The organism is Pseudomonas sp. ES4 (genome assembly GCF_050586665.1).
GTDB classification, from domain to species: Bacteria; Pseudomonadota; Gammaproteobacteria; order Pseudomonadales; family Pseudomonadaceae; genus Aquipseudomonas; species Aquipseudomonas frederiksbergensis.
Window position 1 is genome coordinate 126,222 of the sequence record NZ_JBOBDO010000014.1, and the last position, 24,313, is coordinate 150,534.

Sequence of the window (24,313 nt, forward strand, 5' to 3'; positions counted from 1 at the left end):
GGAGCGGGCTTGCCCGCGATGAGGCCAGAACAGACACCAACAATCTCAACGCTTCTCCTGATTCCTCGGCCAACTCAAACTGAAACACGCCCCGCCCAGGCTTTTACTCTTGCTGATCAACGCCCGGCCATCATGCCAATGGATGATTCGCCGCACGATGGACAACCCCAACCCATGCCCACCGGAGGCGCGGGTACGGCTGTCGTCGAGGCGCAGGAATGGCGTGAAGATTTTCTCCCAGGCCGTTTCCGGCACGCCCGGTCCGTCATCCTCGACGTCCACTCGACAGCGCTGCTGCCCGACCTGATAGCTGACGGTCACCCGCGATTGAGCGTGGCGCATGGCGTTGCTCACCAGGTTCTGCAACGCCCGGTGCAGGTAACGCGGCTCGGCCTCGACCCAGGCATCATCATTGTCCGCGGCGGACAAACACAAACCGCGCTGCACCGTGACCTCGGCGCGTAACGGCGCCAGTTCTTCGATCACCTGATTGACCAACGCATCCAGATCGATCCGCTGAAAATTCAGTGCCGGTGAACCCTGCTCCAGTCGTGCGTAGGTGAGCATCTCGTCCACCAGGCGATCGAGATCCTCGATGTCATGGTCCATGCCTTCACAGTATTTTTCCAACGCCTGCGGCGTGGTCGCCGAGCCGATCATTTCCAGGCCAAAACGCAACCGCGCCACGGGTGTGCGCAGCTCATGAGACACGGCACGCACCAGCTCACGCTGGATCGCCAGCAATTGCTGCAAGTGTTCGGCCATGCCGTTGAACGCCGAAGCCAGCCGTCCCACCGAGTCCGCGCCGCGTGTTGGCACGCGGGTTTCCAGGCTGCCCTTGGCGATGCGCGTGGCGGCCGCTTCCAGGCCACGCAAACGGCGTTCAAGTTGGCGCACCAATAAATAGACGATCAAGCCGATCAGGCTCAAACCCAGGGCGGCGATCAGCACCAGCCACTCCGGCGGATAAGGATTCATCTGATACAACGGGCCGATTTCCAGCACCCACGGCGTCCCCACCATGCCGGCAAACACCCGGATCGAATCGCCGCCCTTGCCCAGCGCCATCACCGTGTCGCCCTCGGACACCCGGCGACTCTGGTCTTCGTCCATGTCCGCCTGTTCGATCTTCACCAGCCGCAAGTCGAAACCAAAGCCTTTGTCGCGCTTCAATTGCGCCAGGCGCTCGGGCTGCTCGGCCACCGGGTAGCGCACCAGCTCATCGGCCAGCAGGTAAATAGTCGCCCGGGCCAGTTGTTCGCTGATCTGCTGGACTTCGCCAGTCAGCACCAACTGTTCCTTGTCGCTGACCAACCGGTAAACCTTCGCCGCGTGCGGACCGGTCTGTTCCACCAGCGCCTGACCGCGCAGCACGCGGGTGCGCTGGGTCATGTCGAGGTCGGTTTGGGCAAAGGTCTTCAGCGCCAGAGGAATCCCCAACAACCGCTCCCACACCAGCAAGGCACGGTGTCGCTCGGTTTCGTTCATCGGGTTCAGATTGTCGGCCATCAGCGAGAACGTGCCGTGGGCCAGGCGTTCGCGGTATTGCTCGCCGCGCACCTGGTTGAGCAGGTGCAAGGCCAGCACGCCGAGCACCGCCACCAGAATCAGCGCCGCGCACATGCCACCGTAAATGCGCAGGAAGATCGAGTTCACAGCGTGCAGGCTTCCGGAACGAACAGATAACCTTTGCTGCGGATGGTCTTGATCAGCCGCGGATGCTCCGGGTCATCGCCGATTTTTGGGCGAATGCGCGAGATGCGCACGTCGATGGAACGGTCCTGGCCGTCATAGCCAATGCCGCGCAGCGCGGTGAAAATCTCTTCCCGGGACAGGATGCGCCCGGCGTTGGCCACCAACAGCCAGAGCAGGTCGAACTCGGCGCTGGTCAGTTCGATGCCGTTGTCGTTCAGCCAGGCTTCGCGCAATGCGTTGTCGACCACCAGGGGGCCGAACTGCAGACGCCGTTGTTTTTCCGGCGCCACTTCAGGGGCTTCACTGCGTCGCAACAGGGCCTGGATGCGCGCCAGCAACAGACGGGGGCGAACCGGTTTGCATACGTAGTCGTCGGCGCCCAGGTCCAGGCCAAGTATCTGATCGGTGTCGTCAGTGCGGGCGGTGAGCATCAGGATCGGGCCGTCATACTTGTCGCGGACCTTGCGGCAGATGCTCAGGCCATCCTCGCCCGGCAACATCAGGTCGAGGATCACCAGGTCCGGTTTCTCCTTGATGATCCGTGCCGCGGCCAAGGCGCCGTTGCCCTCGATCGATACGCGCAGACCATTGGCTTCCAGGTAGTCGCGGGTCAGTTCGGCCAGACGCTGGTCGTCCTCGACAATCAATACCTGCCAGGCTTCTTGCTCCACGGTGACCTCTGCTTGCCAACAACACTTTATAAGGAAGGATCCGCCCGTCTTTTTGTAATGATTGGGGAGGATAAGAATGCATCTGCATGAGCCGATTGTATAAACGCCGCTCGCCAAGAACACAAGCCGGTAAATGCGTTCGGACAACGCGGTTTTTTGTGATAGGGTTCGCGCCCTTAAAAAGCCGAGCGACTGTTTTCAATCGGTGAAAATCAGTGAAAAACGGTCCGCTCCAGCTAGGTCGCGGCCTACACGCCCGTTCCACCTTTCACACACAATTTACGCACAGGTTTATCCACAGGTAGTACGTTGCAACACCCCCAAAAACGCATTATCTTGTACCCCGTCGCCAAAAAAACCCTACATGTAGGGTTTTTGCATAAAAACCAAACACAAATCAGACACCGGTTTCAAGCGCTTTTATTGCCTCTTTCCGGTTGAACCAAACGTATTTTCGAAAGACCAAGCCGCGTGTGCGGATGGCTACTGTTTTTGAGCCGAAAACGGCGTTAACGGTACGGGTGTTGCAGTCGATTACTGTCACCCAAAAGGATCCCGGTTCCAGGTTCAAGCCCTGGGACCAAAGACTTCGGCATGGAAGCGGCGCCCCAATAGCCCCTTCCTGATCTGTCCCGAAGTTGGTATGCCCGGCCCCTCGCCGGTTGTAGTGCTTCAGGACGGAACGGTGGGCACCCAAATGGTGCCCAAACAAACATAGAGAATGTGGAGACAACCCCCCATGCAAACCGACACAACTCGCGAGAACCCGCAGGGCACCTTGCCGCAGGCCGCAGATTCGACTTCGGATCTGTCCGCCACCGCGCCTGGCCAACTGCGTGTGATCAAGCGTAACGGCACTGTCGTTCCTTACACCGATGACAAGATCACCGTCGCCATCACCAAAGCGTTTCTCGCAGTTGAGGGCGGCACCGCTGCCGCTTCGTCGCGAATCCACGACACCGTTGCCCGTCTGACCGAACAAGTCACCGCGACCTTCAAGCGTCGCATGCCATCGGGCGGCACGATCCACATCGAAGAAATCCAGGACCAGGTCGAACTGGCCCTGATGCGTGCCGGCGAGCAGAAAGTGGCGCGCGACTACGTGATCTACCGTGACGGTCGCTCGAAAGAACGCGCCGCCCACGCACCGGCCGAAGAAGCCGTCAACGCTCACCCGTCGATCCGCATCACCCGCGCCGATGGCACCTTTGCTCCTCTGGACATGGGCCGCCTGAACACCATCGTGACCGAAGCGTGCGAAGGCCTGGAAGAAGTCGACGGCGACCTGATCCAGCGCGAAACCCTGAAAAACCTGTACGACGGCGTGGCCCTGACCGACGTCAACACCGCCCTGGTGATGACCGCCCGTACGCTGGTCGAGCGTGAGCCGAACTACTCGTTCGTGACCGCCCGCCTGCTGATGGACACCCTGCGTGCCGAAGGCCTGAGCTTCCTGGAAGTCGCCGAAAGCGCGACCCACCACGAAATGGTCGACCTGTACGCCAAGGCCCTGCCTGCCTACATTGCCAAGGGCATCGAATTCGAATTGCTGAACCCGATCCTGGCGACCTTCGACCTGGAAAAACTCGGCAAGGCAATCAACCACGAGCGCGATCAGCAGTTCACGTACCTGGGCCTGCAAACCCTGTACGACCGTTACTTCATCCACAAGGACGGTATCCGCTTCGAACTGCCGCAAATCTTCTTCATGCGCGTGGCCATGGGCCTGGCGATCGAAGAGAAGAACAAAGAAGACCGTGCGATCGAGTTCTACAACCTGTTGTCGTCCTTCGACTACATGTCGTCGACCCCGACCCTGTTCAACGCCGGTACCCTGCGTCCACAGCTGTCGAGCTGCTACCTGACCACCGTGCCGGATGACCTGTCGGGCATCTACCACGCGATCCACGACAACGCCATGTTGTCGAAATTTGCGGGCGGCCTGGGCAACGACTGGACCCCGGTTCGTGCACTCGGTTCGTACATCAAGGGCACCAACGGCAAATCCCAGGGCGTTGTCCCGTTCCTGAAAGTAGTGAACGACACCGCCGTCGCCGTTAACCAGGGTGGCAAGCGCAAAGGCGCTGTCTGTGCCTACCTGGAAACCTGGCACATGGACATCGAAGAGTTCATCGAACTCCGTAAGAACACCGGTGATGATCGTCGTCGTACCCACGACATGAACACCGCCAACTGGATCCCTGACCTGTTCATGAAGCGCGTCTTCGATGACGGCAAGTGGACCCTGTTCTCGCCGTCCGAAGTGCCGGACCTGCACGACCTGACCGGCAAGGCTTTCGAAGAGCGTTACGAGTACTACGAAGCCCTGTCCGAGTACCCGGGCAAGATCAAGCTGTTCAAGACCATCCAGGCCAAAGACCTGTGGCGCAAAATGCTGTCCATGCTGTTTGAAACCGGCCACCCATGGCTGACTTTCAAAGACCCGTGCAACCTGCGCAGCCCGCAGCAGCACGTCGGCGTGGTTCACAGCTCGAACCTGTGCACCGAGATCACCTTGAACACCAACAAGGACGAGATCGCCGTTTGCAACCTGGGCTCGATCAACCTGCCGAACCACATCACCAACGGCAAGCTGGACACCGCCAAGCTGGAACGCACCGTGAACACCGCCGTTCGCATGCTCGATAACGTTATCGACATCAACTACTACTCGGTGCCACAAGCGAAGAACTCCAACTTCAAGCACCGTCCGGTCGGCCTGGGCATTATGGGCTTCCAGGACGCGCTGTACCTGCAGCACATTCCTTACGGTTCCGACGCTGCCGTCGAGTTCGCCGACAAGTCGATGGAAGCGGTCAGCTACTACGCGATCCAGGCTTCCTGCGACCTGGCCGACGAGCGCGGCGCCTACGAGACGTTCCAGGGTTCGCTGTGGTCCAAAGGCATCCTGCCGCTGGATTCGCAACAGATCCTGATCGAGCAACGTGGCCAGAAGTACATCGACGTTGACCTGAACGAATCCCTGGACTGGGCACCGGTTCGTGCCCGTGTACAGAAAGGCATTCGTAACTCCAACATCATGGCCATCGCACCGACCGCGACCATCGCCAACATCACTGGCGTATCGCAGTCGATCGAACCGACCTACCAGAACCTCTACGTGAAATCGAACCTGTCGGGCGAATTCACCGTGATCAACCCGTACCTGGTTCGTGACCTGAAGGCTCGCGGTCTGTGGGACTCGGTCATGATCAACGACCTGAAGTACTACGACGGTTCGGTGCAGCAGATCGAGCGCATCCCGCAAGAACTCAAAGAGCTCTACGCGACGGCCTTCGAAGTGGACACCAAGTGGATCGTTGACGCGGCCAGCCGTCGTCAGAAGTGGATCGACCAGGCTCAATCGCTGAACCTGTACATCGCTGGCGCATCGGGCAAGAAGCTGGACGTGACCTACCGCATGGCCTGGTACCGTGGTCTGAAAACCACTTACTACCTCCGTGCCCTGGCCGCGACCAGCACCGAGAAATCGACCATCAACACCGGCAAGCTGAACGCTGTTTCCAGCGGCGGCAACCACGGTGAAGATTCGGTCCTGGCAGCACCTGCCGGCCCTGCTCCAGTGCCGAAGGCTTGCGCCATCGACGAGCCGGATTGCGAAGCTTGCCAATAAGCTGAGCCGGTGAGCGCTGAAAGGCGCTGACCTCGACAACCCCCGATCGGTCCTCTGGATTGGTCGGGGGTTTTCTTTTGCCTGGAGGAATGTGGTGACTGTGCTGACGCCATCGCGAGCAGGCTCACTCCTACAGGGCCGAGTTGGCTCGGAGGAATGCGATCTACTGTGGGAGCCTGCTCGCGATGAGGCCAGCACTGATAACCAGGATGCCTGCGTCAGGGACAAATCCCGGTCATAAAAAAACCCCTCTTGCGAGGGGTTCTTTATGCAGCGCTATCCAGCATCAGGTCATCTGAATGATGGTCTGCATGATGGTGCTCTGGGTCGAGATGGTCTTGGCGTTCGCCTGGTAGTTGCTCTGCGCCTTGATCAGGTCGACCAGTTCATTGGTCAGGTTGACGTTGGACTCTTCCAGGGAGTTGGAGTGAATCTCGCCCAAGGTACCGGTGTTCGGCGCATCGTAGCCCGGGATACCCGACGCATAGGTTTCTTTCCAACTGGTGCCGCCTACCGGTTGCAAACCTTGTTCGTTGGTGAAGCTGGCGAGCGAGATCTGGCCGATGGGCTTGGTCTGGCTGTTGCTGAAGTTGGCCAGCATGACACCGCTGGCGTCGATGGTCAGGTTGGTGATCTGGCCGGTGGCGTAGCCGTTCTGCGAAGGAATCGAACGCGCGGTGTCAGCGTTGTACTGCGTGGTTTTGTCCATGGAGACCGTAACGACGCCGGAGGCAGCGCCGTTGGCTGTCCACACGCCATTGGTCACGTTACCCGGAACCCAGCCGGTGACTTTCAAGTCAGGGCTGACAATCGGCGCAGGGGTGGCTGGAGTGGTGACGGAAACCAGATTGCCTGAAGAATTGAACGCCATGGTCGAAGCGACAGGAGGCGTAAGAGGATCGGTAGGGTCGCTACCATCCGGGTTGCGACCCTCGATCAGGGTGTAGGTCTTCCAGGTGTTGTCACCCGTCTTGACCATGTATTGATCCATGATGTGCTTGTTGCCCTGGGTATCGTAAATCGGTGTACTGAACTGCTTGGTGAAGGACGCTTCCTTGGACGGATCAAACGGATTGGTCGTCTGGTTGATGATGGGAGCTGTGGAGTTCAGGTTGATCGTCGACGAAACCGTGGAGGTGTTTTTTGGCGCCAGGTTCGACGTATCGATGCGCAGGTCAGTCAAAACGCCATTGAGGATCTTGCCATTGGCATCCACGCCATAACCCTGCAGACGCGCAGAGCCATCGCTATTGGTGACGTAACCGTCCTTGTCGACCTTGAACGTACCGGCACGGGTGTAGGACATCGAACCGTTCTCGCTCAGCACGAAGAAGCCGGAACCGTTGATGCCCATGTCCAGCACGTTGCCGGTGTTGTTGACGTCGCCCTGGGTGAACTGCTGGGAAACGTTGGCCAGGCGCACGCCGTTACCGATGGTTTTGCTGCCGGAACCCAGCTTGGTGGCCGAGTAAACGTCTTCGAATTCCGCACGGGACGATTTGAAACCGGTGGTCGCGACGTTGGCGATGTTGTTGCCGGTCACGTCCAGTTGTTTGTTGGCTGCATAGAGACCGCTAAGGCCGATATTGAAAGACATATTCCACTCCTTTGTGCCGTGTTAGTCGGCTCTACATACCAATAGTTTGTACTTTGGACAGGGCGATGCTGCCGGCCCCGGCCAGGTTGAGCATCAACTCACCGCCGGTCTGGCTGATCGTCACGCTGTTGACCGTTGCCGGCAGGTACGTCACCAGCGAGGTCGCCTTGCCGTCGTAGGTCGCCGTAGCGCCGAAGGTATAGGTACCCGCCTTGGCCACTTCGCCTGCATCGTTTTTGCCATCCCAGATGAAACTGGAAGTACCGGCTTTCTGGCTGCCCAGGTCGATGGTGCGGACAACCTTGCCATCGGCATCGGTGATCTTGACCTTGACCGGGTCCACCGACGCCGGTACGGCGATGGTGCCGCTGAAACTCTTGGAGGTATCGACCACCGACTTGTCGCTCGGTGCAATCACCGAACGCCCGACCAGCGACGACGCCTGCAACGCCTGGGACGAGTTGTAATTGCTCGCCAGGCCACTGACGGTGTCGTTGAGCGTGGTGATGCCTTCCAGGCTACTGAACTGGGCCAACTGGGCGACGAACTCGCCGTTGTCCTGCGGTTCCAGCGGGTTCTGGTTTTTCAGTTGCGTTACCAGCAACTGCAGGAACGCGTCCTTGCCCAGGGCCTTTTTGCCGGTGGCGCTGTTCGTTGCCGCCGCCAGGCCGTCGGCGCTGGTGTTGGTCTTGATCGAGGAGTTGGCCAGGATGTCCTTGAGGCTCAAACTACTGGTGGTATCAGTAACACTCATCTGAGTCGCCCCTTATCACTGACCGAGGGTCAGGACCTTCTGCATCATGGTTTTGGCGGTGTTCATCATTTCCGCGTTGGTCTGGAACGAACGACTCGCGGAAATCATGTCAGCCATTTCCTCCACCACGTTGACGTTCGGGTAGTAGACGTAGCCCTTGGCGTCGGCCGCCGGATGGTTCGGCTCGTAGCGCGCATCAAGATTGCTCTGGTCTTCGACCACGCCCAGCACTTGCACGCCTTGACCGGCGGCGTCCTGGTTCTGGAACAGCGAGTCGCTGCCGCCGCTCTGGCCGCCCTGGAACATGGTGGCGAATACCGGGTGCCGTGCACGGTAGGTCTGGTCGATGCTCGACGAGACGGTCTCGGCGTTGGCGATGTTACTGGCGACGGTGTTCAAGCGAGTGGTCTGGGCACTCATGCCGCTACCGGCAATGTTGAAAACACTGGCTAGGGACATGACTTACTCTCCACGAAGGGCTGACACCAGCCCTTTGAATTTGCTGTTGAGCAGGGTGAAGCTGGCCTGGAAGTTGACCGCGTTTTCCGCGTAGTTCGACTGTTCCAGCTGAGCGTCCACGGTGTTCTGGTCGATCGACGGCTGCATCGGCGTGCGATACATCAGCGACTCGTCGCCATTGCCCAGGCCTTCGGCTTCGATATGACGGCTGTTAGTCATGTTCAAGGCGAAAGATCCACTCTTGGTCTTCTCGTTCTGTGCGGCGAGCACTTTGGAGAAATCCAGATCCCGAGCCTTGTAGTTCGGGGTGTCGGCGTTGGCGATGTTGTTGGCCAGGACTTCGGCACGCTGGGCGCGGAAGCCCAGGGCTTGTTCGTGGATACCGAGCGCTTTATCGAAGCTGATGCTCATGTCGGAAACCTTTGGGTGACCTGATTTTTCGTAACAGGGACATAGCAAGCGTCGTGCCAATTAAAAAAAGCCCATAAACCGGGGCTTTGCGGGCCGTGGCCATGCGGCAATGCCAGAAAAGCGGCAACCGATTTCCGCCGCCTGCCGCTTTTCTGCCGCTTTCCCATGGCCAAGCCCGCTCCCACAGGGGATAGATGTGATGCCGGAAATATTGCAGGCAAAAAAAAACGGGAGCCCCTGAGGACTCCCGTTTTTTGATGACGCCAACGAATCACTTCGCCTGGTAAATGATCCCCGGGCTGCACTGGACCATCTGGTAATGATCCGGCAAACCGTTCAGCGCCTCGGACGCGCCGAGGAACAGATAACCGCCCGGCTTCAACGTGCTGTGAATGCGCAACAGGATGTCCTTCTTCACCTCGGCGGAGAAGTAGATCAGCACGTTGCGGCAGAACACGATGTCAAACTTGCCCAGCGCTGCGTAGCTGTCCAGCAGGTTGAACGAGCGAAACTCCACCCGGCTCTTGATCGGAGCCTTGATGGCCCAGCGCCCCGGCCCTTTCGGGTCGAAGTAACGCTGAAGGCGCTCGGGCGACAGGCCGCGGCCAATGGCCAGGCTGTCGTACTCGCCGGTCTTGCAGTTGGTCAGCATGGTACCGGACAGGTCGGTGGCAACGATCTGCACGCCCATCTTCAACTGGCCCATGTTCACGCGCTCGAACTCATCGATCGACATCGACAGCGAATAAGGTTCCTGACCCGACGAACAGGCCGCCGACCAGATCCGCAGACGCTGGCCAGGGGCGGCCTTGATCGCCGCGGGCAGCACCTTGTTCTTCAAGACTTCAAACGGATAGGTGTCACGAAACCACAGGGTTTCGTTGGTGGTCATGGCATCCACCACCATCTCGCGCAAACCGCTGCGCGGCTGGGTCTGGATGCGCTGGACCAGCTCACCGAGGGACTTGATGCCTTGCTGTTCCATCAGTTTGTTGAGACGGCTCGAGACCAGGTATTGCTTGTTTTCACCAAGCAAAATGCCACAGGCTTTTTCCAGGAAGACCCGGAACTGTTCGAAATCCAAATTACCCGTAGACAAAGATGCCGCCTCTTAAATCGTATTAACCGTTAGGGGCAAAAGGCCCCTAGCTGATGTCTGCTGCCTTGATCCGGTTGACTACCCGGGATGCCAGGTCATCAGGACGGAATTTGGCAAGGAAGTCATCGGCACCGACCTTCTTGACCATCGCCTGATTGAATACACCGGACAACGAAGTATGCAGGATGATGTGAAGCTTTTGCATGCGAGGGTCGTTGCGGATCTCGGCCGTGAGGGTGTACCCGTCCATCTCCGGCATCTCGATGTCGGAAATCATCATCAGGAACTCTTCTTCCGGCTTCTTGCCCTCGTCGACCAGCTTGCGCAGGTAATCCAGCGCTTGCCGACCGTCGTTCAACGCCACCACTTCGACACCGACCGTCTGCAGGCAACGGGTCACCTGCTTGCGCGCCACCGACGAGTCATCGACCGTCAGCACTCGCAAAGAGAGCGCCTTGTGCTGGGTTTCGACATCCACTACGCCGACGGAAATCGCTTCCGGTGTCGGCGCCACTTCTGCCAGCACTTTCTCGACGTCGATGATTTCGACTAACTGATTGTCGACCCGAGTCACAGCTGTCAGGTAATGATCGCGTCCCGTGCCCTTGGGTGGCGGATGAATCTCCTCCCAGTTCATGTTGACGATGCGTTCCACTGACCGCACCAGGAAACCCTGGGTCTTGGTGTTGTACTCCGTGATGATCACGAAGGGATTGCTTTGATCTTTCAACGCACCGGAGCCGGTCGCCATCGCCAGATCAAGAATCGGAATGGTCGCCCCCCGAATACTTGCCACACCGCACACGACAGGACTGGATTTTGGCATCAGCGTCAGTTTGGGGCATTGCAGCACCTCCCGAACCTTGAACACGTTGATCCCATACAGCTGCTGGCCGTCGAGACGGAACAACAACAGCTCAAGGCGATTCTGCCCTACCAGTTGCGTGCGCTGGTTTACCGCATCCATTACCCCAGCCATGCACAGACTCCTACACCAACGCTTAAGTGTGTTGCGACGCGCATTCATCACTAAACGGCACGGCGCTTGCTTTTTAACTCTTATGAACACAGAACCGACATTTTTCCGACGCCTGACATCAAACGCCCGCAAATTGCTTTGCGCGGTGTCGGCCGTCTGCCTGTTCAACGCTGGCTGCCCTGCCCTTGCTGACGCGGTTACCTTGCCTGACATGCTTATCGGCGTCACCCAGGGCTTTCTTGAATTCACCGTAGAAGACTATCTGGCCACCAGTCAAACGGAAGGCCGCTACGAGATCGAGGTCAAGCAGCTCGATCCACGGCTGCGCATGCCCATGTGCGACAAGGAATTGACAGCGTCCCTGGAGAGCCCGGCCACGCCGCTGGGCCGGGTTACGGTCAAGGTTCGCTGCGAAGGCGCGTCGCCCTGGACGGTCTTCGTACCCGCTCAAGTGCGCCTGTTTCGTGACATTGTGACCACCACCCGCCCGCTACGACGCGCCGGTATCGTCGAGCCTCAGGATGTGACCCTGCGCGAGCGTGACATCAGCCTGATCAGCCAGGGCTACCTGACTTCCGTCGATCAGGCGATCGGGCAAAAACTTACCCGACCAATGGTCGCCGACCAGGTCATGACCCTGGTGCACATGGAACAGGCAGAAGTCATCAGCAAGGGCGACCAGGTGGTGATTACCGCCCGCAGTGGCACGCTGAGCGTGCGCATGCCGGGTGAAGCACTGTCCAACGGCGGCTTGCGCGAACAGATCCGGGTGAAAAACCTCAACTCCCAGCGGGTCATCAAGGCGCAAGTCATCGCGCCCGGCCAGGTGGAAGTAGCGATGTAGAGGACTCTGTATTTGTGAAGAAGTGGCGCGCCACTCGACTGTTCCCTAGACTGTGCCCTATGCAGGGCAAGCGCTGACGCGCGCAAGCTCATTGATAATTGGGCCTAAAGTTTTCCCGGGTATGGCCGAAAACATGGCAAGCGTCCAAATACCCAGAGGTTTTTTGTCATGGTCATCGATTTCAGCCGTTTAAACAGTTCCTCGTCACTTACCGGTAGTACGCGTACCAGCGCCGCGAAGGAAACTGCCGAAGCCGGCAAGCCCGCACCGCTGAATACCCCGGCCGAACAGGCCAGTACCGTCAAAAGCGGGGAATCGGTACATCTCAGCAATGAGGCTCAACAGTTGCAGAAGGTCACTGACAAGCTGCGCGATCAGCCTGCCGTCGACAACGCCCGCGTGGCCGAGTTGAAAGCAGCGATTGCCGATGGCAGCTACAAAGTCGACAGCAACCGTGTAGCCAGCAAACTGCTCAACTTCGAAGCCCAGCGCTAGGCCAAGGCCTGCGCCAGGCTTTTGGACGCTTAAAACCCAAGGCCAGCCATGCACGACACTAATTTACTGCAACTGATCACCGACGATTTCGCTCCGGCACAGCACTTGCTGGAGTTACTGCAAACCGAGTCCCTCGCCTTGCACGGTCGCGACATGCCTCTGCTCGAAGAGATTCTGGCGCAGAAACAGGCATTGATCATTTTGCTCGATCAGCATGGCCGCAAGCGCAGTGAAATCCTCGCCAGCCTCAACCTGCCGACCAATCGCGATGGCCTGGAGCAACTTGCCAGCCATTCGAGCATTGGCGATCAGTTGCTGGAACAGAGCGATGTATTGACCGATCTTCTGGCTCAGTGCCAGGCGGCCAACGTCAAGAATGGCCAGTCGATCCTGGTGCAACAGGCCGCGACGGCCAATCAGTTGAAAATCCTCAACGGCGGCGAGCCGCCAGCGCTCTACGATGCGCGCGGATCAACCTCCATGCTTGCGAAGCCACGTCCGCTCAGCCAGGCATGAGCCTGCTGAAAGCGCGCACTATCAAGACGCGCAAACTGCTGGCAATATGCTGGCCAGCCGTAGTCATATTTTGCCTGGAGATCGATGAACCGTGTTCAATGCCTTAAGCGCGGACGATGCTCCGCAGCCACCCAAGGTGCTCACCACGCCGTTGGAAATCTCCGGCACCCTGCGCCAGCTGCAAGACAGCCATGATCCGCTGATCATCACGTTCCATGAGCGCAGCCAGCGCTTCCAGAGTTATCTGGTGGACATTGACCGTGACAGCAACATGATTGCCCTGGACGAAATGATTCCCCGCGATGGTGAACGCTTCCTGCTCGCCGGCGAACCGTTCAAGGTCGAAGGCTTTCACGACGGCGTGCGCATTGCCTGGGAAAGCAACGGCCCGTTGACCATCGACGAATCCGGTGGCGGTCGCTGCTACCGTGGCGCCCTGCCCGCCGAGGTGGTTTACCACCAGCGTCGCAATGCATTCCGCGCAGCATTGAAGCTGGCACAACTGGTCAACGTCGATCTGGGCGGTGAAAAGCTCAAGTCGCCGATCAGCGGCAAGCTCCTGGATATTTCTGCCACCGGCTGCAAGTTGCGCTTCGAAGGCGACATCACCGATAGCCTGCAACTGGGTCAGGTCTATGACCGCTTCATCGCCGCCCTGCCCTTTGGCAACATGACGGCCCCCGTCGAGCTGCGTTACCTGCACTTCGAAGAAAGGATCTCCACCACCTTCGCTGGCGTGCGCTTTCACAACATGAGCGGGCTGGTACAGCGGCAAGTCGAACGGTTCGTCTATCAGCTGCAACGCGAAGCTCGGCGCTTCGACAAAGACGACATGTAATAAGACGCTTCAATAGAAAACGGGCAGTCCCTTGCGGTGACTGCCCGTTTTTTTATGCGTTGTTTTTATGCGTTATGGCCTTGCCTCGGTAAAACTTTGCTCGCGAGATGTATCTGAGTCTTCTTGCGGCGGATCGGTTTCGGGCTCGGATTCAGGTACCGGGTCCGGCTCAGGGTTGATCGGGTTCTGCATCTGCTCCTGAACCACCTGCTCATCGACCCGCGGGTCAAGGCAAGCCACCAACGGCGAACTCGACATACTGTCCGGCATGGCAACGTGATGCAGCGGCGCATCGTCCACCACATGCAGGTTGGTTACCGCTTTCGGACGAATTCGCCACACCAGCACCAACGCGAAGAAACTGAAGAAGGCATAGAGCATGTGGCTGCCGAACAGCTTCATCAGCACCCCGGCCACCAGCGGTCCGATACTGGCGCCGACGCCGTAGGTTACCAACAGCATCGCCGTCAGGGACACCCGGCGATCGCCCTCGACGTGGTCATTGGAGAACGCCACCGCCAACGGATACAGGCAGAACATCACCAGCGAACAGAAGAACCCGGTGATAAACAAAATCTCCAGCGGTACCTGTTGCATGATGGCCAGCGGCAGCGCGGTAAGCGCCAGGGCCAAGGCAAAACAGCGGATCAACAGCGCCCGGTCATAACGGTCGGACAGCCAGCCCAAAGGCCATTGCACCAGCAAGCCCGCAAAAATGCAGCTACCCATGAACAGACCGACCTGCTCCGTGGACAACCCCTGCTGTGAGGCATACAACGGTGCCAGACCGTAGAACGAACCGATGATCAGCCCTGCCCCCAGCACCGTGCTCAACGACTGCGGCACGCGCTTGATGAAGAACCGCGGCTCCATCGGTGCCGGGTGCAACGGCGCCGGGTGAATCCGCCGGGTCAGGGCCACCGGCACCAGGCACAGCGCGAAGCACAAGGCGACGAGCATCAGCAATTCAAGGCCCAGGGCCGGGTGCATGACCAGAATCAATTGACCCAACACCAGCCCCAGGTACGAGGCGATCATGTAGCCGCTGAACACCGTCCCGCGCTGCGAGGCTTCAGCCTGCTCATTGAGCCAGCTTTCGATGACCATGTATTGGCACATCATGCCGAGGCCGACGATGACCCGCAGAAAGATCCAGGCCGGCAACCAGTCCACCAGGCCATGACCCAGCACCGCCGCACCGACAATCCCGGCGCAGGCAGAATAGGCGCGAATATGCCCGACCCGGGCAATCAGTCGGTGGCCGATCTTGCCACCCAGCACCAGGCCGCAATAGTTGGCGGCCATCAACGCACCGACCCACAGGCTGTCGACGCTGTCGGCGGCCAGGCGCAAGGCCAGGTAAGTACTCAACAGACCAGAGCCGATCAACATCATCAGCGAGGCAAAATAAAGCGCTCGAAAGGGTTTCCAGATTTGGCGCATCGGCGTTCCGAGCGGCTCCTTGCAGTGAGTTTCGGGCTACCGACAAACGATAGCCTGATGTCGACGGATCGTCAGGCCTGGGCCGCTAAAACACGCCGTTCCCAGGGAGTAATTTCATCAAGGAAGCTGGTCAATTCCATGGTCTTCGAGGCGATGTAGCCTTCGATGAACTCCTTGCCAAACAGTTCCATCGCCAATTGGCTACGTTTCAGACGTTCAAGAGCGGCATGCAAGGTACACGGCAACGAAAGATTGTCCGGTACTTCAAATTCACCCTGGATCGGCTCGCCAGGCTCCAGCTTGTGTTCAATGCCATGCAACCCCGCGGCAAGGCTGGCGGCGATCGCCAGGTAAGGATTTGCATCAGCCCCCGGCAAGCGGTTCTCGACCCGACGAGCGGCGGGCGAACTGGCCGGAATACGCAATCCCGCCGCCCGGTTGTCGTGGGACCAGCAGGCATTATTCGGTGATGCGAAGGGATGGCACAAGCGCTGATACGAGTTCACATTCGGTGCGAACAACGCCGTGAAATCCGCCATGCCGGCCTGCTGACCCGCGATGAAATGACGGAAGGTCGCCGTCGGCTCACCTGCCTTGTCGCTGAACACGTTACGCCCGCTGCCGATCTCGATGATGCTCTGGTGAATATGCATCGAACTGCCCGGCGTGTGCGCCAGCGGCTTGGCCATGCAAACCACGGTCAGGCCATGCTTGAGCGCGACTTCTTTAAGCAGATGTTTGAACAGCAGTGTCTGGTCGGCCAACAGCAGTGGATCGCCGTGCAGCAGGTTGATCTCGAACTGACTGACGCCCATCTCGTGCATGAAGGTATCGCGCGGCAAGCCCAGGGCCGCCATGCAGGCGTAGACTTCAGTGAAGAACGGCCGCAAACCATTGTTGGAACTGATACTGAACGCCGAATGACCGTCCTCGCGACGACCGTCCAAGCCCAGCGGCGGCTGAAAAGGTTGGGTCGGGTCGGTGTTGGGCGCGAAGACAAAAAATTCCAGCTCGGTCGCCACCACCGGCGCCAGGCCGAGAGCCGTGTAACGCGCGATCACGGCTTTGAGTTGGCCGCGGGTCGACAGAGACGAGCTTTCGCCGGTCAGCTCGTGCGCATCGCAAATAGCCAAGGCTCGCGGTTGCTGGCTCCACGGCAAGCGATGGATCTGTGCAGGATCGGGCACCAGCGCCAGGTCGCCATCATCGCTGCCGTAAAAGCGCGCTGGCGGATATCCGCCCATGATGCATTGCAGCAGCACTCCCCGCGCCATCTGCAAACGCCGCCCCTCGAGAAAGCCTTCGGCAGTCATTACCTTGCCACGGGGTACGCCATTCAAATCCGGCGTGACACATTCAATCTCATCAATGCCCGTCAATCGCTGTGCGAGTGAACGATGGCCATCGGTCGTCATGACGCAATCCTTTGTTGTTGTGCGAGCCGCGAACGGCGACCCGAACAAAATAGGCTCCGCCTGTTCGGAATATCAAGCAGCGGCCAACAAAAAGACTCGTCAGGGGAGGTAAAGGCTGAACACGCCGCCGCCCAGCGAGCCGCCATTGCTGATTTCGGTGCGACCGCCCACGCCGTTGCGCTGATGAAGTGCCGCAATCCGCCCGGCAAAGTACAGGCCCAGGCCAGTGCTTCCGCTGCTGTGGTTGATGCCCTGCACGTAATCGGCCTGACGCTCGATCATCCCGGGCGGATAACCCTCGCCATCATCGTTGACGGTCAGCACCAATTGCCCGGCTTCATCGCTGACGCTGATCAACACTGCGTGGCGGGCGTAACGGATGGCGTTGTTGATGCTGTTGCCCAGCACCGAAGCGATCAGCTCCCGATCGAAGAAACCCAGAGGGCTCAGTGGGTCCACTTCATAGGTCGCGATGATGCCGCGACTGGCGAACACGTCCTGGTGGCAGGCCAATTGCGCTTCGATGAAGTCATCCAGTTCATGGTAGGCCGGTTGCAACGGCATCTGGTTGACCCCGAGTTTGTACAGCCCCAGCAACTGCACGAGCATGCCATTGAGGTGTGCGAACTCGAATTCGATCACGCCCTGCTCCGGGGTGTGCTGTTGCGGATCCGGCAAACGCGCCAGCCATTGGCTGTGGGCCTGCATCAGCATCGCCAGGGAGTTCTTCATGTCGTGCACGGTGGAGGCAATCACCGTGGAAAAATCGAGTGCCTGTTCGCTGTTGTTCATTCGCCAAACGCCTTGCTTCGCAACTTCTGATAACGGGGGAAACGCGCATCCGTGTCCGGCATCAGGCCGACCATTTTCAGGCACGTCCGACATTCCTCCAGCTCCGCCGAAGGGACACTGGTGTCGGTGCCGTGCAGCAGCGACTGCGCCATGTTCAGCGCGATGCTGATGTTCTTCGGTTGCAGCGCCAGGGCTTTGCGGAACACCTGCCGCGCCTCCACCAGGTTGCCGGTCTTGTACACCCGCACGCCCTGACGGTTGAGGTCGGCTGCGGCGTTGCCGGAGTTGAGGATGGTCGGATCGTCGGTCAACTTGGCGATGCCCTTCATCACCGTCGGGTCGTCGCCGTAGATTTCCGCGCAGTTTTTCAGCATCGAGGCACCGGCGCTGGCTTGGCCAAGCATCTGCAGCTGCTTGGCCACCAGCAGCGCCGCTTCGGCGCTCATGAACTGTTCCATGCCATCGAGGCGCATCATCGCTTGCTCGGTGAGCTTCTCGGCGGTTTCGGCATCGTTGAGCAGCAGGCTGGTGGCTTTCATCAATCGCGCACGAATCTGCAGGCCCGGGTCGGAGGGGTTTTCCTTGGCCACCGCACTCAGCGTCGTGTTGATTTCCAGTCGAGTCCGGGTATCCAGACCTTTTTCGCTGCCTTTACTGATCAAGGCATGGGCCAGGCCAAGGTTGCTCTCCGCATCCTTGAAACGTGACTGCGCGCCCTGCGCCACGGCCTGACGATAGGCTTTGGAGGCGGTTTCAAAATCTTCGTTGGTCATCGCCAACTTGCCCAGCAGCGCCTGCCGGCGCACCGCCAGCGGCGACAAGCGGATCGCCTCTTCCAGCACACGCTGGGCAGCCTTGGTGTCGCCTTCGGCGACCAGCACATCGGCCATGCCGTCGTAGAGCGCCGGCATCATCGGGAACACTTTCAGGGCTTTTTCGTAGACGCCTTTGGCCTGAGCGACCTGACCACGCTTGAACAGCAATTTACCCAGACCGGCAAAGGCCCACGGCAACGGTCGATCGGCAATGATGCTGTCGTAGAGTCGCTCCAGCGCCTCGTTCTGATTCAGGTCACGCAAGGCATCGGCGCGGTAGCGCAGGCACAACGGCGAATAGCGGATGTCTTGCTTGCACAGGGCAATGCAGGCATTGAGCACTTCAACCGGTTTGCCCCGGTCAAGGGCCTGCAGAATCGGCTTGAGCAAGGTCTTGCGTTGCTCCAGCCGCTCCAGGCGTTGAGCCAGGCCGGAACGGTTGAACGGCTTGGTCAGGTACGCATCGGGTTCGTGTTCCAACGCACTGAGCACCATTGCCTGACTGGTCTCGGCGGTGACCATGACGAACACGGCCTCATGGCTGATCAGCTTCTCGATCATCAGGTCCTCGAGCACCTGCTGGCCGTTCTTCTTGCCATCGCCCAGGTGAAAGTCCTGCAGGATGAAATCGTAGGCCTTCTGCGAACACATGCGCAGCGCCTGTTCACCGCTGTCGGCAGTGTCGACATCCTTGACGCCCAGCTCGCGCAGCATGGACCTGACGGAACTGCGGAAATCCGAGAAATCATCGACGATCAAAAAGCGCTTTTGGTGATACGACAGCATCGAAGATTTCCAGGCAATTTAAGAATAAGACCATGATTGTTCGGGTTATCGGCCAGAACAGGCATTCACTTGAAGTAACGGGAGTGCAATCGCTCATTTGGCGGTCAAAGAGTTTATGAGCGCCTCCCATGGCGAGCTAAATATTTGAAGGTGTTATTGAAAAACGGGATTATCCTGACTTATTGAACTGCGCTTCCTGTCGCTTGAAATCAACACGCTTTACGTCGTAGCTAAAGGCCTAAGTCATGACCACCAAACCCAAACGCCCGGATACTTCTTCCGAGCGATCGGCCCGGATCCCCAGCACCCTGGACTTTCCAGTGGTGGGCATCGGTGCGTCGGCAGGCGGGCTGCAAGCGATCAAATTGTTCTTTGAAAACATGCCTCAAGACAATGGCATGGCGTTCGTGATCATTCTCCATTTATCGCCCGATCACCAGAGCATCGCTGACAAGATCATCCAGGAATCGACCAAGATGCCGGTTCTGCAAGTGACCGAAACGGTGGTCATCGAGAAAAACCAGGTGTACGTCATTTCACCGGCGCAACGGCTGGCAATGAACGATGGCTTTCTGGAGGTCAGCGCCACGGACCCGCGCGAAGGTCGCCACGCGTCCATTGATCTGTTTTTCCGCGACCTGGCCGACGTGCATCGCGAGCGTGCCTTCTGTGTGGTGTTGTCGGGTACAGGCTCCGACGGCGCGGTTGGCTTATCACGGATCAAGGAACAAGGCGGCATCACATTGGCTCAGGCACCGGAAGACGCCGAATTCGATGGCATGCCTTGCGCCGCCATCGAAACCCGCATGGTTGACCTTGTGCTGCCCGTGGTGGAAATGCCGCAAAAACTGCTGGAGCTATGGCGCAACTCCAGGGAAATCACTTTACCCATCGCCGACGATCCGGAACTGCAAACCATCGCTACGGTGTCCGAGCGTGACGCGGCTCTTGCAGAACAGGTGCTGCGCGACATCCTGATCCAGTTGCGTACGGGTACCGGTCATGACTTCAAACACTACAAACGCGCCACCGTGTTGCGCCGGATCGAACGCCGCATGCAGGTCACCGGCCAGCCCGACCTGACCGCCTATTACCAGTATCTGCAACACAATCCCGAAGAAACCAAGGCACTGCTGGGCGACATGCTGATCGGGGTGACCAACTTCTTCCGTGACAGAGAGGCTTTCGAAGCCCTGGAGCGGGATGTCGTGCCGCAACTGGTCAGCGCCGCCGTGTCCGCACACCCCGAGAAAGAAGAAATCCGGGTCTGGTCCGCGGGTTGCTCCACGGGCGAGGAAGCCTACAGCCTGGCCATGCTGCTCAATGATCAATTGCAACTTGAATCCAGCGCGGCATCGATGCAGCTATTCGCTACCGACATCGACGAACGCGCCATCAGCGTTGGTCGGGCCGGCTTGTATCCACAAGCGATCATCACCGATGTGCCACCCTCGCGGCTGCGCCACTACTTCATCAAGGAAGACGATCATTATCGGATCCGCAAGGAAATCCGCGAAAAGGTCTTGTTCGCCAAGCACAGCCTGTTGTCCGACCCGCCCTTCTCGCAGATCGACCTGATTGTTTGCCGCAACCTGCTGATCTATCTGGATCGCGAAGTGCAACGCGAAATCCTCCAGATGTTCCACTTTGCCCTGCGTCCGGGCGGTTTCCTGTTCCTCGGTTCTTCCGAAAGCGCGGACGCGTGCCACGAATTGTTCGCACCGGTGGATAAACGCAACCGGATCTTCCGCGCCAAGACCGGCACGGCCAACAGTCGGCGCACACCGACCATGCCGCGTGGAGGCTATGTGCGGACCAACACTTCCCAACAGGTCCCGCAAAGCAGCGCGCCGCGCAAACTGTCATTCGCCGATATCCATCAACGCGCCCTTGAACAGTCCGCACCACCGAGCGTGATCGTCGATGCCAACGCCGACATCCTGCACATGAGCGAGAGTGCCGGGCGTTTCCTGCGTCATGTTGGCGGCGAATTGTCGCGTAACTTGCTGACACTGATTCTTCCGGAACTGCGCCTGGAAATCCGCACCACGCTGTTCCAGGTCCAGCAGAGTGGCTTGCCGGTCAAGTCCCGCGAGGTACCGATCAAGCGTGACAAGCGCAGTTACCTGATTGATCTGGTCGCACATCCCTACAAGGATGAAGATTCGGACGGCGAATACGTCCTGGTGATTTTCGAGGAAGTCGAGGTCGACCCTGCCGAACGGGCGGCCACCACCGTGCTACAGACTGAAAGCCAAGTGCTGTCCAACCTTGAGCGCGAACTGCAACGCACCAAATTGCACCTGCAGGACACCATCGAACAATCGGAAGTCTCCAGCGAAGAGCTCAAGGCTTCCAATGAAGAAATGCAGGCCATCAACGAAGAACTGCGTTCGGCCACTGAAGAACTGGAAACCAGCAAGGAAGAACTGCAGTCGATCAACGAAGAGCTGTTGACGGTCAACTACGAACTGAAAACCAAAGTCGAAGAAACCGACAAGATCAACGACTACCTGACCAACCTGATTGCCTCCACCGACATCGCCACGGTGTTTGTCGATCGCAGCATGCGCATCAAGTGGTTCACTCCGCGTGCCACTGACATCTTCAGCATGTTACCGGTGGATACCGGGCGCTCCTTGCTCGACATTACCCATCGCCTGCATTACGAGGAAATCGTCGCAGACGCGGCGCAAGTGTTCGAATCGCTGAACATGATCGAACGCGAAGTCAGCAGCACCGACAATCGCTGGTACATCGCCCGCCTGCTGCCCTATCGTTCCAGCGAAGACCACATCGACGGCACCGTGCTGACGTTCATCGACATCACCAAACGACGGGCGGCTGAAGAAGAGTTGCGGCTGGGCGAAGAACGCATGCGCCTGGTCGCTGAAAGCACTCGTGACTACGCCATCATTACCCTCGATGAGCAGGGCGTGATCACCACCTGGAACAAAGGCGCCGAATTGATCTTCGGCTACAGCAAGGCCGAGGCCGAGGGCGCCTATTACGATTTCATTTTCTCGCCCGAAGATCGTGCGTCCGGTGTGCCTGAAAACGAATTGCTGGCGGTGCGCACCCACGGTCGCAGTGAAGATGAGCGCTGGCACGTACGCAAGGACGGCAACCGCTTCTTTTGCAGCGGCGAGGTGACCTTGCTCAGCGGCAACAACCTAAAAGGCTACGTCAAAATTGCCCGCGACTTGACCGGCCATAAACGCCAGCATGAAGAACAGAGCCAACAACTGGCCGAAACGCGCAACACCAATTACCTCAAGGATGAATTCTTCGCGGTCATGTCCCACGAACTCAAACATCCGTTGAACCTGATTCAGCTCAATGCAGAACTGCTGCGTCGCTTGCCGGTGACCAAGTCGGTGGCGCCGGCCGCCAAGGCCGTCAACACCATCTGCGACGCCGTCAATAGCCAGGCAAGGATCATCGATGACCTGCTGGATGTCGCCCGGGTCCGAACCGGCAAACTCAAACTGAAACCCATCGCCGTCGATCTGGTCAGTGTCTTGCGCGACATTCATGCCGTCGTGCTCAGCGACCGACACGACGCCACCGTCGAGCTGCACGTACCTTCCGGTGCCTTAATGGTCCATGCCGACCCGACGCGCCTGGAGCAAATCATCTGGAACCTGGTGAATAACGCGCTGAAATTCACGCCCTCCAACGGCCACGTGCAATTGATCGCCAGCCAGGCTGGAAACATGGCGCGGCTGGACGTCAAAGACAACGGTGCAGGCATCGCCCCCGAGAACCTCGATCACGTGTTTGACCTGTTCGGCCAGGCTGAAAAACAGCACATCAACCACAATCGTGAAGGGCTGGGGATCGGCCTGTCACTGGTCCGCCAACTGACCGAGGCCCAGCGGGGAACGGTTGAGGTGAGCTCTGCCGGGGTGGGAACAGGTTGTACCTTCACGGTTTACCTGCCCTTAGCCCATTCCAAAGATGAGCCGCAATCCCCGACTCAGATCGAAGAATCCTCTGGCAGGCTGAGCGGCTTGACGATCCTGCTGGTAGACGACTCCGCCGATGTACTGGAAACCTTGAAAATGCTGCTGGAAATGGAAGACGCGCAAGTGATTGCGTTCGACCGTCCGGTGGCGGCTTTGGATGCGGCAAAAAGCACGCGCTTCGACCTGATCATTTCTGACTTGGGCATGCCGGTCATGAACGGTCACGAGCTGATGAGCGCATTGCGTCAGTTGCCGCTGGTCAAGGATGTGCCGGCCATTGCACTGACGGGCTATGGCGCTCACAGCGACATTCAAAAATCACGGCAATCAGGCTTTGACCAGCACATTGGAAAACCGGTGTCCTACGATGATCTGATCGAAACCATTGAGAATCTGCGACGCTCCCAGACCTGAGGCAGGGTCAGCGCAGATAGGCCCTTTGTACGCAGGCTCGTCGATCGATGGCTTGCCTGAGCCGCTCCTTGTGATCAGCCCAGACCTTGGGGTCGACTTTGGTTGAACGCATCAGCTCCAGCATGGCTGCCTTGGCAGCCATGTACTCCGACCACGCATCTGCGGACCTGAGTTTCAAAGACTCGCGTTCGGTCATTTCCATCCGTCGCAGGGCCAATTCCGGCTCATCGGTAATCACTGGACTCAAGGTCAACTGCACGCGATGCGGCGCAACAAACTCCTGGGTGTCCGCGACAATCTCCCTCGCCCGCTGAGCCCCCCACTTCAACGCCGTGCAGTAATGCTCCTCGGCGTGTCGGTCATGAAACTCCTCGCAAACCGCCCAACCATTGGTGCCGTAGACGCCTATAAACACCTGGATAACCCCTTCATGGCTGACACGCGTCTGCACCTCGATGTGCAGCCCATTGCTGAGTACCTCTTCATGCGTATGAAGGGGTAACTGCGTGTTAGTCCATAACCAGAATTTTGCGCCTCTTCGCCGCATCGACGTCGCCCCATGAGTTGTGTCTGGAGTAAGGCACAGCAATGTCAGACTTTCCATGTAGATCGTCGGGTGGTTAGGCCGTAGAAAGAGCAATCGATAGCTGGAGTAAAACCACTGGGCACACCGGTGTTTTTTCGAGCG

Annotated in this window: 19 protein-coding genes; 6 read left to right on the forward strand and 13 right to left on the reverse strand. The window is 58.7% G+C overall.

Annotation, left to right across the window (positions count from 1 at the left end; all coding sequences use genetic code 11):
• Positions 1-45 precede the first annotated feature (45 nt).
• Together ACQ4OB_RS17080 and ACQ4OB_RS17085 are read right to left on the reverse strand one after the other, a co-directional pair.
• On the reverse strand, positions 46-1,656 hold the full coding sequence (locus tag ACQ4OB_RS17080; RefSeq protein WP_074879160.1) for an ATP-binding protein: 1,611 nt from the start codon (positions 1,654-1,656) through the stop codon (positions 46-48).
• The gene (locus ACQ4OB_RS17085) at positions 1,653-2,366 is read right to left on the reverse strand and encodes a response regulator (RefSeq protein ID WP_074879161.1); all 714 of its coding nucleotides are present in this window, start codon (positions 2,364-2,366) and stop codon (positions 1,653-1,655) included. Before ACQ4OB_RS17085 ends, ACQ4OB_RS17080 begins: the two co-directional genes overlap by 4 nt.
• Positions 2,367-3,105: 739 nt before the next feature.
• Between ACQ4OB_RS17085 and ACQ4OB_RS17090 the strand changes: the two genes are divergently transcribed.
• On the forward strand, positions 3,106-6,000 hold the full coding sequence (locus tag ACQ4OB_RS17090) for a ribonucleoside-diphosphate reductase subunit alpha (RefSeq protein ID WP_046046511.1): 2,895 nt from the start codon (positions 3,106-3,108) through the stop codon (positions 5,998-6,000).
• Positions 6,001-6,286: 286 nt separating this feature from the next.
• Here the strand turns inward: ACQ4OB_RS17090 and flgE are convergent, their stop codons facing one another.
• The 6 genes from flgE to ACQ4OB_RS17120 form a co-directional block, all read right to left on the reverse strand.
• The gene (flgE, locus tag ACQ4OB_RS17095; protein WP_074879165.1) at positions 6,287-7,597 is read right to left on the reverse strand and encodes a flagellar hook protein FlgE; all 1,311 of its coding nucleotides are present in this window, start codon (positions 7,595-7,597) and stop codon (positions 6,287-6,289) included.
• 31 nt (positions 7,598-7,628) lie between these two features.
• A complete protein-coding gene (gene flgD, locus ACQ4OB_RS17100) occupies positions 7,629-8,351 on the reverse strand; it encodes a flagellar hook assembly protein FlgD (RefSeq protein ID WP_430956094.1) in 723 nt (240 codons plus the stop codon).
• Between the two features lie 15 nt (positions 8,352-8,366).
• Positions 8,367-8,810: a flagellar basal body rod protein FlgC gene (gene flgC, locus ACQ4OB_RS17105; RefSeq protein WP_074879168.1), complete on the reverse strand. Its 444-nt coding sequence runs from the start codon at positions 8,808-8,810 to the stop codon at positions 8,367-8,369.
• Positions 8,811-8,813: 3 nt separating this feature from the next.
• Positions 8,814-9,221 carry a flagellar basal body rod protein FlgB gene (gene flgB / locus ACQ4OB_RS17110; protein WP_008147960.1) on the reverse strand — a complete coding sequence of 136 codons (408 nt, stop codon included), beginning with the start codon at positions 9,219-9,221 and terminating at the stop codon, positions 8,814-8,816.
• 271 nt (positions 9,222-9,492) lie between these two features.
• Entirely contained in the window at positions 9,493-10,320 is an 828-nt protein-coding gene (gene cheR / locus ACQ4OB_RS17115) for a protein-glutamate O-methyltransferase CheR (protein WP_074879171.1), read from the reverse strand.
• Between the two features lie 46 nt (positions 10,321-10,366).
• Entirely contained in the window at positions 10,367-11,299 is a 933-nt protein-coding gene (locus ACQ4OB_RS17120) for a chemotaxis protein CheV (RefSeq protein ID WP_074879173.1), read from the reverse strand.
• An 82-nt stretch (positions 11,300-11,381) separates the two neighbouring features.
• Here ACQ4OB_RS17120 and flgA point away from each other — a divergent pair, with 82 nt between their 5' ends.
• From flgA to ACQ4OB_RS17140, 4 genes are all read left to right on the forward strand, one after another.
• A complete protein-coding gene (gene flgA / locus ACQ4OB_RS17125) occupies positions 11,382-12,143 on the forward strand; it encodes a flagellar basal body P-ring formation chaperone FlgA (RefSeq protein ID WP_074879175.1) in 762 nt (253 codons plus the stop codon).
• Between the two features lie 168 nt (positions 12,144-12,311).
• On the forward strand, positions 12,312-12,638 hold the full coding sequence (gene flgM, locus ACQ4OB_RS17130; protein ID WP_076028301.1) for a flagellar biosynthesis anti-sigma factor FlgM: 327 nt from the start codon (positions 12,312-12,314) through the stop codon (positions 12,636-12,638).
• Between the two features lie 48 nt (positions 12,639-12,686).
• Positions 12,687-13,154, forward strand: a complete 468-nt coding sequence (locus ACQ4OB_RS17135; RefSeq protein WP_074879179.1) for a flagella synthesis protein FlgN — start codon at positions 12,687-12,689, stop codon at positions 13,152-13,154.
• A 91-nt stretch (positions 13,155-13,245) separates the two neighbouring features.
• Positions 13,246-13,992, forward strand: a complete 747-nt coding sequence (locus tag ACQ4OB_RS17140) for a flagellar brake protein (RefSeq protein WP_074879181.1) — start codon at positions 13,246-13,248, stop codon at positions 13,990-13,992.
• A gap of 72 nt (positions 13,993-14,064) precedes the next feature.
• Here the strand turns inward: ACQ4OB_RS17140 and ACQ4OB_RS17145 are convergent, their stop codons facing one another.
• The 4 genes from ACQ4OB_RS17145 to ACQ4OB_RS17160 all read right to left on the reverse strand — a co-directional run bounded on the left by ACQ4OB_RS17145 (position 14,065) and on the right by ACQ4OB_RS17160 (position 19,243).
• Positions 14,065-15,435 (reverse strand): MFS transporter, encoded by a 1,371-nt coding sequence (locus ACQ4OB_RS17145; protein WP_430956095.1) that lies wholly within the window; start codon positions 15,433-15,435, stop codon positions 14,065-14,067.
• Between the two features lie 71 nt (positions 15,436-15,506).
• Positions 15,507-16,748 (reverse strand): glutamine synthetase family protein, encoded by a 1,242-nt coding sequence (locus ACQ4OB_RS17150; RefSeq protein ID WP_430956098.1) that lies wholly within the window; start codon positions 16,746-16,748, stop codon positions 15,507-15,509.
• A 201-nt stretch (positions 16,749-16,949) separates the two neighbouring features.
• Complete coding sequence (locus ACQ4OB_RS17155) at positions 16,950-17,642, reverse strand: sensor histidine kinase (protein WP_430956096.1); 693 nt, start codon at positions 17,640-17,642, stop codon at positions 16,950-16,952.
• On the reverse strand, positions 17,639-19,243 hold the full coding sequence (locus ACQ4OB_RS17160) for a tetratricopeptide repeat-containing response regulator (RefSeq protein WP_102616615.1): 1,605 nt from the start codon (positions 19,241-19,243) through the stop codon (positions 17,639-17,641). The genes ACQ4OB_RS17155 and ACQ4OB_RS17160 overlap by 4 nt, the downstream gene beginning before the upstream one ends.
• 245 nt (positions 19,244-19,488) lie before the next feature.
• Here ACQ4OB_RS17160 and ACQ4OB_RS17165 point away from each other — a divergent pair, with 245 nt between their 5' ends.
• Entirely contained in the window at positions 19,489-23,625 is a 4,137-nt protein-coding gene (locus tag ACQ4OB_RS17165; protein ID WP_430956097.1) for a CheR family methyltransferase, read from the forward strand.
• A gap of 7 nt (positions 23,626-23,632) precedes the next feature.
• Here the strand turns inward: ACQ4OB_RS17165 and ACQ4OB_RS17170 are convergent, their stop codons facing one another.
• Complete coding sequence (locus ACQ4OB_RS17170; RefSeq protein ID WP_074879194.1) at positions 23,633-24,172, reverse strand: hypothetical protein; 540 nt, start codon at positions 24,170-24,172, stop codon at positions 23,633-23,635.
• Positions 24,173-24,313: the final 141 nt, after the last annotated feature.